This is a genomic window from Streptomyces sp. NPDC046261 (assembly GCF_040646235.1).
GTDB lineage: Bacteria > Actinomycetota > Actinomycetes > Streptomycetales > Streptomycetaceae > Streptomyces.
Genome location: NZ_JBEYZU010000016.1, coordinates 1 through 16089, shown reverse-complemented (window position 1 = coordinate 16089; position 16089 = coordinate 1). Strand labels below are relative to the sequence as shown.

The 16089-nt window shown below is 71.1% G+C and carries 16 protein-coding genes and 1 pseudogene; 11 read left to right on the top strand and 6 right to left on the bottom strand.

All coding sequences use genetic code 11. The annotated features are described in order from the left end of the window. Positions 1-98: 98 nt before the first annotated feature. Both ABZ956_RS23935 and ABZ956_RS23930 read left to right on the top strand, forming a co-directional pair. Positions 99-629 carry a hypothetical protein gene (locus tag ABZ956_RS23935; RefSeq protein ID WP_361897219.1) on the top strand — a complete coding sequence of 177 codons (531 nt, stop codon included), beginning with the start codon at positions 99-101 and terminating at the stop codon, positions 627-629. 184 nt (positions 630-813) lie between these two features. Then, positions 814-1668 (top strand): NAD(P)H-binding protein, encoded by an 855-nt coding sequence (locus ABZ956_RS23930; protein ID WP_361897216.1) that lies wholly within the window; start codon positions 814-816, stop codon positions 1666-1668. A 23-nt stretch (positions 1669-1691) separates the two neighbouring features. Here the strand turns inward: ABZ956_RS23930 and ABZ956_RS23925 are convergent, their stop codons facing one another. The 4 genes from ABZ956_RS23925 to ABZ956_RS23910 all read right to left on the bottom strand — a co-directional run bounded on the left by ABZ956_RS23925 (position 1692) and on the right by ABZ956_RS23910 (position 4220). Beyond that, positions 1692-2192 (bottom strand): ATP-binding protein, encoded by a 501-nt coding sequence (locus tag ABZ956_RS23925; protein ID WP_361897213.1) that lies wholly within the window; start codon positions 2190-2192, stop codon positions 1692-1694. Continuing rightward, positions 2189-2533, bottom strand: a complete 345-nt coding sequence (locus tag ABZ956_RS23920; RefSeq protein WP_361897210.1) for a metalloregulator ArsR/SmtB family transcription factor — start codon at positions 2531-2533, stop codon at positions 2189-2191. The genes ABZ956_RS23925 and ABZ956_RS23920 overlap by 4 nt, the downstream gene beginning before the upstream one ends. Before the next feature lie 77 nt (positions 2534-2610). Beyond that, entirely contained in the window at positions 2611-3561 is a 951-nt protein-coding gene (locus ABZ956_RS23915; protein WP_361897207.1) for a PaaX family transcriptional regulator C-terminal domain-containing protein, read from the bottom strand. Next, on the bottom strand, positions 3558-4220 hold the full coding sequence (locus tag ABZ956_RS23910) for a GNAT family N-acetyltransferase (RefSeq protein ID WP_361897204.1): 663 nt from the start codon (positions 4218-4220) through the stop codon (positions 3558-3560). The genes ABZ956_RS23915 and ABZ956_RS23910 overlap by 4 nt, the downstream gene beginning before the upstream one ends. Positions 4221-4320: 100 nt before the next feature. Here ABZ956_RS23910 and ABZ956_RS23905 point away from each other — a divergent pair, with 100 nt between their 5' ends. Further along, positions 4321-5433 carry a CocE/NonD family hydrolase gene (locus ABZ956_RS23905; protein ID WP_361897201.1) on the top strand — a complete coding sequence of 371 codons (1113 nt, stop codon included), beginning with the start codon at positions 4321-4323 and terminating at the stop codon, positions 5431-5433. Here the strand turns inward: ABZ956_RS23905 and ABZ956_RS23900 are convergent. Further along, positions 5412-6857 carry a glyceraldehyde-3-phosphate dehydrogenase gene (locus ABZ956_RS23900; RefSeq protein ID WP_361897198.1) on the bottom strand — a complete coding sequence of 482 codons (1446 nt, stop codon included), beginning with the start codon at positions 6855-6857 and terminating at the stop codon, positions 5412-5414. The genes ABZ956_RS23905 and ABZ956_RS23900 overlap by 22 nt on opposite strands. A 171-nt stretch (positions 6858-7028) precedes the next feature. Here ABZ956_RS23900 and ABZ956_RS23895 point away from each other — a divergent pair, with 171 nt between their 5' ends. From ABZ956_RS23895 to ABZ956_RS23875, 5 genes are all read left to right on the top strand, one after another. Next, positions 7029-8213: a PP2C family protein-serine/threonine phosphatase gene (locus tag ABZ956_RS23895; RefSeq protein ID WP_361897195.1), complete on the top strand. Its 1185-nt coding sequence runs from the start codon at positions 7029-7031 to the stop codon at positions 8211-8213. A gap of 295 nt (positions 8214-8508) precedes the next feature. After that, positions 8509-9936: a family 2B encapsulin nanocompartment shell protein gene (locus tag ABZ956_RS23890; RefSeq protein ID WP_361897192.1), complete on the top strand. Its 1428-nt coding sequence runs from the start codon at positions 8509-8511 to the stop codon at positions 9934-9936. A gap of 33 nt (positions 9937-9969) precedes the next feature. Then, entirely contained in the window at positions 9970-11169 is a 1200-nt protein-coding gene (locus ABZ956_RS23885) for a family 2 encapsulin nanocompartment cargo protein terpene cyclase (RefSeq protein ID WP_361897189.1), read from the top strand. A gap of 108 nt (positions 11170-11277) precedes the next feature. Further along, positions 11278-12135: a geranyl diphosphate 2-C-methyltransferase gene (locus tag ABZ956_RS23880; protein WP_361897186.1), complete on the top strand. Its 858-nt coding sequence runs from the start codon at positions 11278-11280 to the stop codon at positions 12133-12135. Between the two features lie 67 nt (positions 12136-12202). Continuing rightward, positions 12203-12754 (top strand): hypothetical protein, encoded by a 552-nt coding sequence (locus ABZ956_RS23875; RefSeq protein WP_361897183.1) that lies wholly within the window; start codon positions 12203-12205, stop codon positions 12752-12754. Between the two features lie 13 nt (positions 12755-12767). Here the strand turns inward: ABZ956_RS23875 and ABZ956_RS23870 are convergent, their stop codons facing one another. Continuing rightward, a complete protein-coding gene (locus ABZ956_RS23870) occupies positions 12768-13223 on the bottom strand; it encodes an Lrp/AsnC family transcriptional regulator (RefSeq protein ID WP_361897180.1) in 456 nt (151 codons plus the stop codon). Positions 13224-13368: 145 nt separating this feature from the next. Here ABZ956_RS23870 and ABZ956_RS23865 point away from each other — a divergent pair, with 145 nt between their 5' ends. The 3 genes and pseudogenes from ABZ956_RS23865 to ABZ956_RS23855 all read left to right on the top strand — a co-directional run. Continuing rightward, positions 13369-14385, top strand: coding sequence for an asparaginase (locus ABZ956_RS23865; protein WP_361897177.1), 1017 nt, complete (start codon positions 13369-13371; stop codon positions 14383-14385). Positions 14386-14443: 58 nt separating this feature from the next. Next, positions 14444-15877: an aspartate ammonia-lyase gene (aspA, locus tag ABZ956_RS23860; RefSeq protein WP_361897174.1), complete on the top strand. Its 1434-nt coding sequence runs from the start codon at positions 14444-14446 to the stop codon at positions 15875-15877. 54 nt (positions 15878-15931) lie between these two features. Beyond that, positions 15932-16089, top strand: a pseudogene (locus tag ABZ956_RS23855) (NAD-dependent malic enzyme); the annotation flags it as partial.

Genomic DNA, 16089 nt, shown 5'->3' with positions numbered 1-16089 from the left:
ACCGCGTATGCCTTCCCGTCACTCCTGCGAGCCGGTCTCGCGGACGGGCGAGCAGGGCATCGCACACCTCACGCCGCTCGACCCGAAGGAGACCCCTCATGGCCGTCATCAGAACGTGGATGCGTTCCGTGGCCCTGGCCGCCGTCACCGTGGCCGGTACGGCCGTACCGGCCACAAGCCCCGCCCACGCTCACTCACCGGCGCGAGTGCAGTGCCAGGGAACGGAGTCGGTGGCCTACCGGCCCGGAGTCACGTTCGCTGAACGGGACATCAAGGTCACGGCCAAGGGGCGGTTCGGCTCCTGCGTCGACAGCGCGGGCGAGGTCACGAGCGGGTCGTACGGGGAACAGTTCACGATCTCCGCCGGCTGCAACGACCTCCTCGACGGGTTCGAGGACCGGAGGATCGTCAAGTGGAGCACCGGCGACGCCAGTGTCATCCAGGTCACCGGCACCAGCACGGCTGTGGCCGGCCAGGTCGTCACCACGATCACCGGCACTGTCGCACAAGGCCGTTTCCGGGGCCGGAACGCACTACAGACCGTCATCCTTCCTCAGGCAGGCGTTCCGCAGTGCCTCACCACCGGGTTCACGGGGGCGACCGGAGTGACGACGCTCACGATCACCTGAGTTCACCGCCTGGGTGAACGCCCCCCGGCGGTGAACCGCCCTCCTGGCCCGGCGGCTGGAACAACCGCGCCGCCTGTGCGTTGTACAGACGTACGGCCAACTACCGTCGGCCGGGGTCGAGCACCGCCATGGGCCTTGTCGTCCGACGCGGCGTCGGCCTCGGCCTGATCAGGAGGGCGATCCTGTGATCGTAGTAACCGGCGCGACCGGCAACATCGGACGTAGCCTGACCCGTCAGCTCCTCGCGGAGGGCGCGTCCGTTCGTGCCCTGAGCCGCAACCCCGAGCGTGCCGGGCTGCCGGCCGCGGCCGAGTCGGTACGGGCCGACCTCACCGACGCCGGGTCCCTCGAACGTGCCCTCACAGACGCCGAATCGCTCTACCTCAACCTCGCCGCGGGTGGCGGCGAGGCGGCGGGCCAGGTCATCGACGCCGCCGTCAAGGCGGGTGTGCGCCGCATCGTCCTCAACTCCTCGTTGTCGGTGTCCGGCACGCCCGAGGACGACGAGAACTTCATCGCGCGCATGCACGCCGCGGCCGAGCAGGCGGTCCGCGCCAGCGGCCTGGAGTGGACCTTCATACGCGGCGGGATGTACGCCACCAACGCACTCCAGTGGGCCGAGGGGATCAAGACCGCCGGTGTCGTCCGCGGCCCGTACCCCGAGGCGGTGGCAGCGCCCGTCCACGAGGACGACCTGGCCGCCGTGGCGGCCCGCGCCCTGCTGGACGGCAGCGGTGATCTGATCGGCAAGGCCCCCTATGTCACCGGCCCGCAGGCGGTGACCATGGCCGGGCAGGTGGCCGCCATCGGCCGGGCCATCGGTCGTGAGATCCGCTTCGAGACGGTCCCCCCGGAGGCGGCCGTCGAGGAGCTCGCCGCGCTGGGCGTCCCGGCGGAAGCCGCCCGTCAACTCATCGGTTACTTCGGTGCGTCGGTCGGCACCGAGCCGCTGGTCACCGACGAGGTGCAGCGCATCACCGGCCGCCCGGCCCGCACCTTCGAGGAGTGGGCGCGCGACCACGCCGACGACTTCCGCTGACGGGGGCGCGGCGCAGCGGCGTCCTACCGCGCGCGGACGCCGGCGCGCCTGCCGGCGAAGGGGCCGAAGTCCTCAGGGATGCGGAAGCCGGCCAGTACCACCTTGCCGCAGCCGTGCGTGGCGGGCTCCACGGTGAGTGTGCCGTCGTAGGCGGCGGCCAGACCGGCGACCGTCCGCAGGCCCTCCCCCGTCATGCCGGGGGACACATCGGGGAGACAGGGGCTCTGGTCCGCCACGCCGACGACGAGCTGCCCGCCCCCCACCGCGATGGTCACATCCGCCGTGGGGGAGCGGTCGGCCGCGTGACGAACGGCGTTGGTGACCAGTTCGCTCACCACGAGAAGGACGGCGCCGGCGAAGGTGCTGTTCGTGGGGATCGCGTACTCGGAGAGAGCCATCGCCGTATCGCGCCGCGCGCGGCGCACGGCCTCAGGGACGAGCGGCACGGTCAGGACGCGCCGCCGGGCCGACGAAGGGCCGTACTCGCATGCCGCGGTGGGGTTCCGCTGGGGGCGCCACTTCACCGCACTCCCTCCGACTCCGCGTCGAGAAGGTCCTCGAGGAGTTCGTTCTGTCCGGCCAGCATCTCGGTGAGGATGCGGCGTGCGGCGCGCATGAGGTCGGCCACGTCCCCGCCGGCCAGTGCGTAGACGACGGTCGAGCCGGTGCGGGTGGAGGTGACGATGCCCGAACGGCGCAGCACGGCCAACTGCTGGGACAGGCTCGAGGGTTCGATCTCGATGGCGGTCAGCAGATCACGCACCGGCTGCGGGCCGTCCTGCAGCAACTCGAGCACCCGGATACGGACCGGGTGCCCCAGCATGCGGAAGAACTCCGCCTTCGCCTGATACAGCGGAACCGGCATCCCTGTCACTGCCCGACCTCCACGTACGGACCGCATTGACTAATGCGGAAACTGGTGAATTGAAGAACTCTTCAATTCTACTGGGGGTCGACCTGGGCACCGCACGGGCGTAGGGCGTCTTCGTAGAGCCGGAAGAGACGCGGCAGGGGTTGGCGCGGGTCCTCCTGGGTCCGGGATGTGAGGAGGGCGTTCCAGCAGGCGGCGGTCAGGCGGCGGGCCCGGCTGCCGGGCCAGGGCGCGGGGAGCAGTTCGGGCGGCAGGAGCGGATCCGGCCCCATGGCCCGGGTGAACTCGGCCGCGAGTCCGACGGCCATGGTCAGCTGCTCGGCCGCTGACAGCGGCGTTCCACCCGAAAGGTGTGTCAGGCAGGTCTCGGCGAAGGCGGCGAGCCGCCGGTGCCGTTCGGCGATCTCTTCCAGCGGCCACAGGGCGGCGGCCACGGCCGGCGGGTCGACGAGGTCGCCGACGCGCAGGTCCCCGCTGGTGAGACGGGTGAGCGAGTCGCTCACGCCGAGGTGGCGGGCCTGGGCTTCGACGAGGTCGGCGATGGGGTTGGCGCTGACGTACAGGCCGCCCTGGACGGGCGCGGCGCCGAGGTGGAGGAGGGTGTCGCGGAGCGCGTCGCGGGCGCCTCTGCTGGATTCGGGGATGGCGAAGGCGAACAGGTGCCAGGTGCCGTCCCACGGGGCGAGCCCGTGGTCCTGGCGGTAGGCATGGCGTACGTAGGCGGCGTCGGGCGCGAGGGAGCCGCTCACGTCGGCGACCGCTCGCAGGACGGCCTTGCGCCCCCGGCCCTCGTGGGTGAACCGGCCTTCGGCGGTCAGCCGTTTGACGCACAGTCGAACCTGCTGGTCGGTCATGCCGAGGATGCCGGCGACCGTGTACAGCTCGCCGGCGTCGACGGTGCCGTCCTCGCGCACGAGGGCGTGGACCAGCAAGCGCGTGGGAATCTCCGGCCTCCCGGCCCGGCCGGTGGTCGTGTCGGTGGTCCTGTCGGTGGTCCTGTCGGTGGTGTGTCCCGTATTCATCGAGCCTCCGGGGTGTCCGCCGCGTCCGCGTCCGCGGTCGTGACCGGGCGGTGCATGGTGGTCACGGCGCCGAAGCCCGTCAGCCGGCGCAGGTACGGCGTCCGCTCGGTGCGCACGGCGGTGAAGCCGAGACGTTCGTACAGGGCACGGGCCCGGGGATTCACGTCGATGACGTCCAGCCGGATGCGGTGGCACCCGGCCCCGGCGGCCACGGCGGCGACCTCGCGGAGCAGCAGGGTGCCGATGCCGGAGCCCCGGTGCGCGGCGTCGACGGCTATGCCGTCCATGACGAGTTCGCCGGCGGCGGGTCTGCGCTCGAAGAGGGCGAGGACGGCCAGTCGTGGCAGGCCGCGGACCGGGCCGTAGGCGGACAGGACGTCCTTGGCACCTCCGCCCGTCAGGGCGCGCCCGTCGAGTTGGTACCCGGCCACGCCGACCACGTGCCCGTCGGCGAGCGCGGTGACACCGCGGTCGTGGTGGAGATGTGCCGCGATGAAGGCCCGTCCCTTCTCGGGCGGGTCGAGCGCCGGGCCGAGCTTGCGGCCGAACGCCTCCCAGTACAGCGCCGCGACCCGGCTCTCGGCACCCGCGGGTACTCCCCGGTGCACCACCAGCCCTTCGCGCCCTGCGCTTCCCTCTTCTCCGGCCGTCGTGCTCATCGTCGCCCGCCTCTCCCGATCGACTGCCCCTTGTGCGATCGACTCTATTACGTTCATTCTCAGTACGAGCGTTCTTTAAACGATAGGTCGGGGGGATTCTATGAAGCTCCGCAGTCGGAGGTGGCGGGTGTGGTCCGTGTGGTCCGTGGTCGTCTTACTGCTGCTCGCGGCGGGAGTGGGCGGCGTGGTCGTCCGGCAGAACACCTACGCGCTGCGGGAGGAGCGTGTGGTGCTCACGCACGACGGGCGCCGGCTCGACGGTGTGCTCGCCAGGCCGGCTTCGGGCGCCGGCCCGTTCGGCCTGGTCGTCTTCGTTCATGGCGACGGGCCGGTCGACGCGACCCACGAGACGTTCTACCGGCCCCTGTGGGAGTCCTTCGCCCGGGCGGGCTACGCGTCGCTGTCCTTCAGCAAGGCGGGCGTCGCGGGCTCGGAGGGCGATTGGCTCGACCAGAGCATGGGGGACCGGGCCGAGGAGACCCTGGCCGCGGTGGCGTGGGCCCGTACCCGGCCGGATGTCGACGGCCGGCGGATCGGTCTGTGGGGTGCGAGCCAGGCCGGGTGGGTGCTGCCGAAGGTCGCCGCCCGGGACCGGCGTCTTCAGTTCGTCATCGCCGTCTCTCCGGCCGTCAACTGGTTGCGGCAGGGCCGCTTCAATCTCCTCGCCGAATTGCGGGAGGACGGTGCCTCCGAGGAGCGGGTCCAGGCCGCCTTGCGCCGGCGGGAGACGACCTTGCGGCTGCTGCGACGGGGTGCGTCGTTCGAGGAGTACCGCGCCGAGGTGGGGGACGTCGACGGGATGACGGCCGGCAGATGGCGGTTCATAGCGCGGAACCACACCGCTGACGCCACCTCGGACCTGACGTCCATGGGCGGCACACCCGTGCTCCTCGTCCTGGCCGGTCACGACGTCAACGTCGACGTCGCCGAGACCGAGGCCGCCTACCGCGAGCTGTTGCCGTCCTCGTCCCTCCAGGTCGAGCACTACCCGGATGCGGCGCACTCCATGGTCCGGCATGCCGTCGAACGCTCCGGAGCACGGCTCACGCTCACCGCGGTGCTCGCCCCCAGGTCGCTGTTCGCCGCCGGGTTCCTCGCCGACCAGCGCCGGTACCTGCGGAAGAACGCAGAAGAAAAACGGCAGAAGGGGAACGGCCCGGCCCTGGGTAGGGCCGGGCCGTTCCGTCGAGGTCAGACCACCGGAACCGGGTAGGTCGGGTACTCCACCCCGGAGACGTGCTGGACGACGCGGATGACCTGGCAGGAGTAGCCGAACTCGTTGTCGTACCACAGGTAGAGGATCGCGTTGTCGCCGTCGACCTTGGTGGCGCCGGCGTCGACGATCGAGGCGTGGCGCGAGCCGATGAAGTCGCTCGAGACCGCGTCGGGGGCCGTGGTGAAGTCGATCTGGCGCTTGAGCGGCGAGGTCAGCGACACGTTGCGGAGGTAGTCGAGGACCTCCTCGCGGGTGGTCTCGCGCCCGAGCCGCAGGCTGAGGATCGCGATCGAGACGTCCGGCACCGGGACACGGATCGAGCTGCCGGTGATCGGCGCCTTGAGGTCCGGCAGCGCCTTGGCGACGGCGGAGGCGGCACCGGTCTCGGTGATGACCATGTTCAGCGGCGCCGAGCGGCCACGGCGGTCCGAGCTGTGGTAGTTGTCCAGCAGGTTCTGGTCGTTGGTGAACGAGTGGACCGTCTCCACGTGGCCGCGCAGGACGCCGTACTCGTCCTCCATCGCCTTCAGCGGCGGGACGATCGCGTTGGTGGTGCAGGACGCGCAGGACAGGACCCGCTCGTCCGGCTTGATCGTGTCGTGGTTGACGCCGTGCACGATGTTGGGCACGTCACCCTTGCCGGGCGCGGTCAGGACGACCTTGTCGATGCCGGGGCGCAGGTGCTTCGACAGGCCCTCGCGGTCGCGCCACTTGCCGGTGTTGTCGATGAGGATGGCGTTCTTGATGCCGTACGCCGTGTAGTCGACCTCCGACGGGTCGCCGGCGTAGATCACCTTGATCTCGTTGCCGTTGGCGATGATCGTGCTGTTCGCCTCGTCGACGGTGATCGTGCCCTGGAACTGGCCGTGGATGGAGTCGCGCCGCAGCAGCGAGGCGCGCTTCACGATGTCCTGGTCGCCGCCCTGGCGGACCACGATGGCGCGCAGCCGCAGGCCGTTGCCCGAACCGGCCTTCTCGATGAGGAGGCGGGCGACGAGGCGGCCGATGCGGCCGAAGCCGTAGAGGACGACGTCGCGGCCCTCGCACCGCTCGATCTTGTTGTCACCCGTGGCGCCGGCGACGGCCTCGGCGGTGAAGTCCGCCACCGAGAGACCGCGGTCGTCGGCCTTGTACGTCGCGGCGAGCATGCCGATGTCGATCTGGGACGGGCCGAGATCGAGCGTGGTCAGGGCCTGCAGGAACGGCAGCGTCTCGGTGACCGAGAGCTCCTCGCCGGCTATCTGCCGGGCGAAACGGTGGGTCTTCAGGATGCTGACCACCGACTTGTTCACCAGGGAGCGGCTGTGGAGGAGGACCGTGACGTCCTGCTCCCGGTGCAGCTTCCCGATGATCGGGATCATCGACTCCGCGATCTCCTCGCGGTTCTTCCAGCTTGTGAACGAGTCCTCGTTGACAGTCACAGGTCCATCTCTCGATCGAGCTTGGCGGCGCTCATATGCTAACCCGACGCCAGTTCGACCGTTCAAGCGGTGCCGTCCGGGGGTGGATGTCCGGGTTTATGGGAGCTATTTCTTTAGGTATGGGCGATGTGCCCACTGGAACATCGGGGGCCCAGGGCGCAGGCTTGAATCATGCGGTCGCTCTCCCGCTCATCACCGCGACCGGGAACGGGCTCCCATGGCCGGGTCCTCTTCGCGCTCGGGCAGTGCCTTCCGTTCGTGATCGCCCTGCTCGTGATCGTCATCGAGCTCACGCCCGCACACGTTGTGTATACCGGCCCCCTGCTCACCGCGACGCCCGCGCTGGCCGCGGTGACGATGGGACCCAAGGGCACCCTCCTGGCCGCCGCTGTCGCGGTCATGGTCAGTGTGACCACCGCGACCTACAACCAGGCGTGGGGGACCCAGCAGGTCTACACCAACTTCCTGGCGCTCTTCCTGGTGTCCGTGGCGAGCATCGCGACGAGCAGTGCCGTACGGACCCGCCGCCGGAACGAGCTCGACCAGGTCCGCCGGATCGCCACGGCGGCACAAGAGGTCATCCTGCGCCCCGTACCCCCTCGGCTGGGCCCGGTCCGGCCTGCCAGCATGTACCTCGCGGCCGAGGCGGGGGCGCGGATCGGCGGCGATCTGTACGACGCCGTGCAGACCCGGTACGGGGTCCGGATGATCGTGGGGGACGTGCGCGGCAAGGGGCTGCCCGCCGTACGCGCGGCCGCGGCCGTGCTGGGCGCGTTCCGGGAGGCCGTGCACTACGAGGACGACCTGGTGGAGGTGGTACGCCACTGCGTGGCCGCGCTGCACCGGGAGTGCGCCGTACCGGGAGCGTTCGACCAGGAAGCCCTGATGGAGGGATTCGTCACCGCTCTCGTCGCCCAGGTGCCGGACGGGCCCGTGGTCGAGGTGGTCAACCGCGGCCATCCGCCTCCGCTGGTGCTGCGCAACGGCAAGGTCCACACCCTGATGCCCACCTCCACGCTGCCGCCCCTGGAACTGGAGGACTTCGTCGGCGCTCTTCCGGACACGGCGGAGAGCTATCCGTTCGCGCCCGGCGACCGTTTGCTGCTGTACACCGACGGGGTAATCGAAGCCCGCGATCGTGACAACGGCTTCTTCCCCCTGCCCGAGGCCATGGAAGCGGTGGACGGTCCCACCCCGCAGGAGTTCCTGGAGCGACTGCACCAGGAGCTGGTCCGGCACACCGAGGGCTACCTGGCGGATGACGTGGCGATGCTCCTCGTCGACCGCGTCGACCGCGTCGACCGCGTCGATCGGGCCGGGCAAACCGGGGAGGAGCCCGGCGAGCACGCCGCTTGAGGAGGCGCCATGGCCCTCCGCACCGTCACCTTCCGGCCACCTCGACAGCCCGGCACGCCACGGCAGGCCCCTCGTGTGTGCCCTGCCCCGGCCTGATCGGAAGGCGGATCAATCGCGGTATAGCGGACGTGGCCACCGACCGTTCGGTGGCGCAAACACGTCGGTGCCGCCCCAGCCGTGTCGACCAACATCATCAGGCCCTGCTTCACTTGCGCGGCGGGAGCTCCTCATAGCCTGATCGGGCTATTTCTGGGGCTCCCTCTTGACGCATGCGCCCAGATGGAAGGTACCCGGGATGTCGACCGCAGCGCACCGGCAGCAGCCGGAGCAGCCCCACCAGCTCGCAGGCCGGGCCCAGCTCGGGCTGGGGATCGACGCCGCGCGGAACCTCGCGACCACCACCAAGAGCGTCCCGCAGATGCAGGGCGTCAGCTCGCGGTGGCTGCTGCGGATGCTGCCCTGGGTGGAAGTGAAGGGCGGCACCTACCGCGTCAACCGGCGTCTGGTGTACGAGGTCGGCGACGGCCGCGTCACCTTCGTCCAGGAAGGGGCCGCGGTCAAGGTCGTCCCCGCCGAGCTGGGCGAACTGCCGCTGCTGCGCGGGTTCCACGACGACGGGACACTGCGGGCGCTGGCCGACCGGTGCCGGCAGCAGGAGTACGAACCCGGCCAGGTGATCGCCGAACGGGGCCGGCCCGTCGACCACGTCTATCTGATCGCCCACGGCAAGGTGGAGAAGGCCGGCGCCGGGAAGTACGGCGAGGAGAACCGGCGCGGCGTGCTGGCCGACGGCGGGTTCTTCGGCGCGCAGGTCGTCGCCGAGGAGCCGGGGGAGTGGGAGTTCACGGCGCGCGCGATGACCGCGTGCACCGTCCTGGCCCTGCCCCGGTACGCGTACGAGGAGGTGGCCGGCCGCGACGAGCGGCTGCGCGCCCACGTCCGCCGGCGCCAGGCCGAGCAGGCCCGGCCGCGGAACAAGAAGGGCGAGGCGGACATCGCCCTCGCCTCCGGCCACACCGGCGAGCCGGTGCTGCCCGGCACCTTCGTCGACTACGAGCTCGCCCCCCGCGAGTACGAACTGAGCGTGGCCCAGACGATCCTGCGGGTGCACAGCCGCGTCGCCGACCTCTACAACGAGCCGATGGACCAGGTCGAGCAGCAACTGCGGCTGACCATCGAGGCGTTGCGCGAGCGCCAGGAGTCCGAGCTCGTCAACAACCCCGAGTTCGGCCTGCTGCACAACGCCGATTACAGCCAGCGCGTCTCCACCCACTCCGGCCCGCCCACCCCCGACGACATGGACGAGCTGCTGAGCATGCGGCGGGGCACCAGGGCCTTCTTCGCCCACCCCCGCGCCATCTCCGCCCTCGCCCGCGAGTGCAACAAGCGGGGCCTGGCCTTCGACAGCGCCGACGTGGACGGCCACCCGGTACCCGCCTGGCGGGGCGTGCCGATCCTGCCCTGCGGCAAGATCCCCGTCTCGGACGAGGGCACCTCCGCCATCCTCGCCATGCGCCTGGGCGAGAGCGCGCAAGGGGTGATCGGCCTGCGGCAGACCGGCATCCCCGACGAGTACGAGCCGGGCCTGAACGTCCGGTTCATGGGCATCAACGACCAGGCCCTCATCTCCTACCTGGTCAGCACCTACTACTCGGCGGCCGTTCTCGTCCCCGACGCGCTCGGCGTCCTCGAGAACGTCGAGGTCTTCCACACCCCGTCCTGACGGGCGCCACCCCCGGAACGGAGAGAAGAACCTGTGTCACTGCTGTCCCGGATCACCGCGCCCACGGCCGGCCACGACGTGGCGCGGCTCGTGGCCACGCTCCTCGCCCACCAGGGCGTTCGCCGTTCCGCGCCGAAGGCGCTGCCCGGCACCGCCGCCCGCCCGGCCGGCCCCGTCCTGCCCACCGGGCCGACGGGGCTGGGCACCTCCGCCGCCCGTGTCGCGGCCGGGAGAGCGGCCCGCGAGAGCGCCGACGCCCGGGGCGGGCGCGGTGGTGCCGTCCCCGAGCTGTACTGCCCGCCCGCGGTCCGGGACGACCCGGCACTCGGCCGGGAGGTCAACGACCTGCTGGTGGCGTGGGCCGACGAGGCCGGCATCTACGCCGGACGGCTCGACCGCGTCCGCGCGGCCGACTTCGGGCGCCTGATGATGCTGGCCCACCCCGACACCGACGACCCGGACCGGCTGCTGGCGGCCGGCAAGTGCGCGCTGGCGGAATGGGCCACGGACGACTACTACTGCGACGACGAGACCGTGGGCTCCCGGCCCGAACTCCTCGGCTCGCACCTCGGCCTCGCCTACGCCGCCCTCGACCCCGCCCACCTCCCCGCCCGTTACGCCGCCGCGTGGGAGAGGGACCTGCGCGAGGACCCCGTACGGGTCGCCCTGCGCTCGGCCCTCGAACACCTGGCCAGGCATGCCGAACCGTCCCAGGTGGCCCGCCTGCGGCACGAGGTCTCCGTCCTCTTCGTCGGCTACGGCCAGGAAGGCTCCTGGCGCTCCCGGGGCCACATGCCCAGCGTCCACGAGTACCTGGCCCACCGTCAGATCAACAGCTTCCTGCCCTGCATCGCCCTGACCGACGTGGTCGGCGGCTACGCGCTGCCCGCCACCGAGTACGCCGACCCGCGCGTACGCCGCGCCGTGACGACGGCCGCCACGGCCGCCACGCTCGTCAACGACCTGTACTCGATGACGAAGGAGCACGACTCCTCGGGCGTGGAGTTCAACCTGCCCCTCGTGATCGCCGAGGAGGAGCGCTGCTCACCGCGCGAGGCGATCGAGCGGAGCGCCGAGATCCACGACGAGCTGGTCCGCGCCTTCGAGGCGGAGGCCGCGGCCCTGGTGCTCACCGGCTCACCCCAGCTGCGCCGGTTCCTCGCCGGGGTGTGGTCCTGGCTCGGCGGCAACCGCGAATGGCACAGCGGCAGCCCTCGTTACAACGGCGCCTGAGCCCGCGCCCACGCGGCGGGCCCCTCCTATTTGTCCCACTTGCCTCACTTGTCCCCACATCACCACGTGACGCATGCCCATGCCCGCATGCCGTAAGGAGCTCACCCCATGACGACCACGCCCGCGCCCGCCGGCGTCCTGCGCACCGCCTACCAGAAGGCCGTGGCGGAGTACTGGAACAACGAGAAGGACCCGGTCAACCTGCGCCTGGGCGACGTCGACGGCCTCTACCACCACCACTACGGGCTCGGCGACTACGACCCCTCCGTCCTGGAGGGCCCCGAGGAGACCCGGGACGAGCGCATCATCCAGGAGCTGCACCGGCTGGAGTCGGCCCAGGCCGACGTCCTCCTCGACCACCTGGGCCCCATAGCCCCCGGCCAGCGCCTGCTGGACGCCGGCTGCGGCCGGGGCGGCACCAGCATCATGGCCAACGCGCGCTTCGGCTGCCAGGTCGACGGCCTCTCCATCTCCCAGTCCCAGGTCGACTTCGCCAATGACCAGGCCCGCAAGCGCGGCGTGGCCGACCAGGTCCGCTACCACTTCCGCAACATGCTGGACACCGGCCTGCCCACCGGCGCGTTCCAGGGAGCCTGGAACAACGAGTCCACCATGTACGTGGACCTCTTCGACCTCTTCGCCGAGCACGCCCGCCAACTGGCGTACGGCGGCCGGTACGTCACGATCACCGGCTGCTACAACGACGTCACGGGCGGCCGTTCCAAGGCGGTCAGCCGCATCGACGAGCACTACACCTGCAACATCCACCCCCGCAGTGCCTACTTCAAGGCCATGGCCGCCAACGGCCTCGTGCCGATCAACGTCGTCGACCTCACGGCCGACACCATCCCCTACTGGGAGCTGCGCGCCCAGTCCTCCCTCGCCACCGGCGTCGAGGACCCGTTCCTGACCGCGTACCGCGAAGGCAGCTTCCACTACCTCCTCATCGCCGCCGACCGCATCTGACCACCGCCCGCCACCGAAGCCACCCTGACCGGGGACGACAGCGCCGAGCTCAGTAGTCTCTGCCCCTGTGACCGGTACCGACGCCGCGCCGAAGACGCGCTTCCTCGTTCTGCACGACTACGGCATGGGTGGCTCGTGGTGGTGGATCCACGCGCGGTCGGCGCGGGAGATCCTCGAGACGTTCGCGTGGGTCGAGGTCGTCACGGACCCCGAGTGGCTGGCATGGCGCGAAGGCGACGACGACATGGAGGAAGTCGACATCGACGCCCCGCGGATGCCGGTGTGCCTGGACGAACTGCGTGCCGAGCGCGACGCGCAGCGCGGGCGCCCGGGCTTCGGCGCGCTCGCGGGCCGCGATGTCGTCTACCTGCGTCGCCGATGGGACGAGGAGGACGACGAGGACCTGGCCGTCTATCTGATGGAGGTGGGGTCCGACGGGCGCCGCATCCGCCAGGTGGAGCTGGCCGAGGCCGGCCCCGGCGTCAGGAGCGGGCCCGACGACTGGCCCCTGAACACGCCGATCGTGGATGTCTTCGCCCCCGAGCTGGTGGCCCAGGAGATCAGCCGGGACGAGTTCGAGGAGCAGTGGGCCCGCGCCCGCCAGGCGGAGGCCGGGTAGGCCCGTACCCGCGTCAGTCGTCGACCGGCAGACCCCTCGGTTCCTTGACCCGCTTCATGATGATCTGCGAATTGACCTCGGTGATGCCCGACAGCGTGGTGAGGCTCTCGATCCACAGCCGCTCGTACGCGGTGAGGTCGGCGACCGCGATGCGGAGCAGGCAGCCGGGGCTGCCGAAGAGGCGGTACGCCTCGATGACGTCGGGGATGTCCTGCAGGGCGGCCTCGAATGCCTCGACGGCCTCCCGGTCGCGTTTGACCTCGATGGAGACGAGGACCTCGAAGCTGCGACCGACGGCCTCGGGATTGATGATCGCCCGGTAGCCCTGGATGACGCCGTCCTGTTCCAGCTGGCGGACGCGGCGCATGCACGGGGAGGGGGTCAGGCCGACGCGCTGGGCCAGCTCCTGGATGGTCAGCCGACCGTCGTCCTGAAGCTCACGCAAGATATTTCTGTCGATGCGGTCCATCACGCGATTATCCACCACCTTCGAGCGTCCGGGGCGCTCATTTCAGCGACCCGATTGCGCGCGATTCGTTCTATCGTTCCTCCTGCCCGGTGGCGACCCCTCGCGACCGGGCCGCAGCGAAATGATCTTGAGGAAGGTGGGCGACGTGGGACAGGTCGTCGTCATCAGCACGGGCGGGACGATAGCCAGCCGCTGGCAGGGATCCGGCTTCGCGGCCGACGCGCGGGGCGGGGACGTGCTGGCCACAGCCGCGGTGCCCGAGGGCGTGACCGTACGGGTCGTCGACCTGATGAGCGTGAACAGCGCCCGGCTCACCACCCGCGACCAGCTCGCGCTGCTGCGGACCGTGCACGAGGTCCTGGCCGACCCCGGCGTGGACGGCATCGTCGTCACCCACGGCACGGACACCCTCGAGGAGTCGGCCTTCTTCCTCGACCTCCACCACCACGACCCCCGCCCGGTGGTCCTCACCGGTGCCCAGCGACCGCTCGAAGCACCCCACGGCGACGGCCCCCGCAATCTCCACGACGCCCTGCTGGCCGCGGGCTCGGCCGCGCTGCGCGGCCACGGCGTCCTGGTCGCCTTCGACGGCCAGGTGCACGCCGCACGGGGCACGGTCAAGGTGCAGACGCTGGCCGCCGACGCCTTCGCCGACCCCTCCGGCCACCCGGTCGCGGACGTCAAGGACGGCCACCTCCTCGTCCGCCGGCAGCCCGAGCGCCCGGAGCCGTTCCCCCTGCCGGCGGCCGCAGCCGATGACGACGCGCCCCTCCCGCGGATCGACATCGTCACGCACCACTGCGACGCGGACCCCCTGCTGTTCAACGCCGCCGTCGAGGCCGGCGCCCAGGGCATCGTCCTGGTCGCGACCGGCGCCGGCAACGCGACCCCCGAGGTCGTCGCCGCCGTCGAGGCGGCCGTCGCCCGCGGCGTACTCGTCGCCCTGACCACCCGCGTCCCCGCCGGACCGGTCGCCGAGATCTACACCCAGGGCGGCGCCGTGGACCTGGCCGCCGCCGGCGCCGTGCTCACCGGCACCCTCCGTGCCGGCCAGGCGCGCATCGCCACCCTCGCCGCCACGCTCGCGTTCCCCGACGCGGCCGGCACGGGCGCACGCACCAGCGCGCTGCGCCACGCCGTCGGCGCGCCCGCCGCGTCCTGACACCACCTCCCCCACCTTCTCCGTACGACCTTCCCCCTGCGCCTGATCGGATCCCCCCATGTCGGCCGTCCCCGGTCCCTCCCGCACCGAACACGACCTCCTCGGCGAACGCGACGTCCCCACCGCCGCGTACTACGGCGTCCACACCCTCCGTGCCGTCGAGAACTTCCCCATCACCGGCACCCGCATCTCCGCCTACCCCGACCTCGTCACCGCCCTCGCCTCCGTCAAGCAGGCCACCGCGCTCGCCAACCGCGACCTCGGCCTCCTCGACGAGCGCAAGGCCGACGCGATCGTGAAGGCCTGCGAGGAGATCCGCGCCGGGCAGTGGCACGACCACTTCGTCGTCGACGTGATCCAGGGCGGCGCCGGCACCTCCACCAACATGAACGCCAACGAGGTCATCGCCAACCGGGCGCTGGAACTCCTCGGCCACGACAAGGGCGACTACCGGCACCTGCACCCGCTGGAGGACGTCAACGCCGGTCAGAGCACGAACGACGTCTACCCGACCGCCGTCAACCTCTCGCTGCAGCTCGCCGCCGACCGCCTGCTCCAGGCCATGGACGTGCTGCGCCGCGCCTTCGCGGCCAAGGCCGAGGAGTTCGCGGACGTCCTGAAGATGGGCCGCACCCAGCTGCAGGACGCGGTGCCCATGACGCTGGGCCAGGAGTTCGCCGCGTACGCCGTCATGCTGGAGGAGGACCGCTCCCGCCTGGCCGAGGCGTGCGCGCTGCTCCGGGAGATCAACCTCGGCGGCACCGCGATCGGCACCGGCCTCAACGCCCACCCCGCGTACGCGGAACTGGCCTGCGGCCACCTGAGCGCCCTCACCGGCATCCCGTTCACGGTCGCCGGCGACCTGGTCGAGGCCACGCAGGACATGGGCGCGTTCGTCCAGCTCTCCGGGGTGCTCAAGCGGATCGCCGTCAAGCTCTCCAAGACCTGCAACGACCTGCGCCTGCTCTCCTGCGGCCCGCGCGCCGGCCTCGCCGAGATCAACCTGCCGCCCGTGCAGGCGGGTTCGAGCATCATGCCCGGCAAGGTCAACCCGGTGATACCCGAGGTCGTCAACCAGGTCGCGTTCGAGGTCATCGGCAACGACGTGACCGTCACCTTCGCCGCCGAGGCCGGCCAGCTCCAGCTCAACGCCTTCGAGCCGGTCATCGCCCACAGCCTCCTCAAGAGCATCGGTCACCTGCGGGCCGGCTGCCTGACCCTGGCCGAGCGGTGCGTCAGCGGCATCACCGCCAACCGCGAACACCTGGCACGCCTGGTCGGTCAGTCCATCGGCCTGGCCACCGCCCTCAACCCGCACATCGGCTACGAGCAGGCCACCGCCGTCGCACAAGAGGCCCTGACCACGGGCGCCGCCGTGCACGACCTCGTCCTGGCGAAGGGGCTGCTCACCGAGGACCAGCTCCGGGAGATCCTGCACCCGGACAACCTCGCCCGCCCCCACGCCCGGACCGCCACGGCCGTCCGTTCCTGACGGCCCCCGGCAGCAGAACCACCACCACAGACACCAGAAAGAAGAAGTAACCCCATGGCAACGGCGCCTAGCGTCTCGTACTCGATGACGGTCCGACTGGAGGTTCCCGCGGGTGGGACGGCCGTCAGCCAGCTGACCACGGCCGTGGAGTCCTCGGGCGGGTCGGTGACCGGTCTGGACGTGACCGCTTCCGGCCACGAGAAGCTGCGGAT

Bases quoted from the DNA above. Each gene is read 5' to 3' on its own strand.
- ABZ956_RS23935 (WP_361897219.1), top strand. From the start codon at position 99: ATGGCCGTCATCAGAACGTGGATGCGTTCCGTGGCCCTGGCCGCCGTC.
- ABZ956_RS23920 (WP_361897210.1), bottom strand. From the start codon at position 2,533: ATGCCGGTTCCGCTGTATCAGGCGAAGGCGGAGTTCTTCCGCATGCTG.
- ABZ956_RS23915 (WP_361897207.1), bottom strand. From the start codon at position 3,561: ATGAATACGGGACACACCACCGACAGGACCACCGACAGGACCACCGAC.
- ABZ956_RS23910 (WP_361897204.1), bottom strand. From the start codon at position 4,220: ATGAGCACGACGGCCGGAGAAGAGGGAAGCGCAGGGCGCGAAGGGCTG.
- ABZ956_RS23905 (WP_361897201.1), top strand. From the start codon at position 4,321: ATGAAGCTCCGCAGTCGGAGGTGGCGGGTGTGGTCCGTGTGGTCCGTG.
- ABZ956_RS23895 (WP_361897195.1), top strand. From the start codon at position 7,029: ATGCGGTCGCTCTCCCGCTCATCACCGCGACCGGGAACGGGCTCCCAT.
- ABZ956_RS23890 (WP_361897192.1), top strand. From the start codon at position 8,509: ATGTCGACCGCAGCGCACCGGCAGCAGCCGGAGCAGCCCCACCAGCTC.
- ABZ956_RS23880 (WP_361897186.1), top strand. From the start codon at position 11,278: ATGACGACCACGCCCGCGCCCGCCGGCGTCCTGCGCACCGCCTACCAG.
- ABZ956_RS23870 (WP_361897180.1), bottom strand. From the start codon at position 13,223: ATGGACCGCATCGACAGAAATATCTTGCGTGAGCTTCAGGACGACGGT.
- aspA (WP_361897174.1), top strand. From the start codon at position 14,444: ATGTCGGCCGTCCCCGGTCCCTCCCGCACCGAACACGACCTCCTCGGC.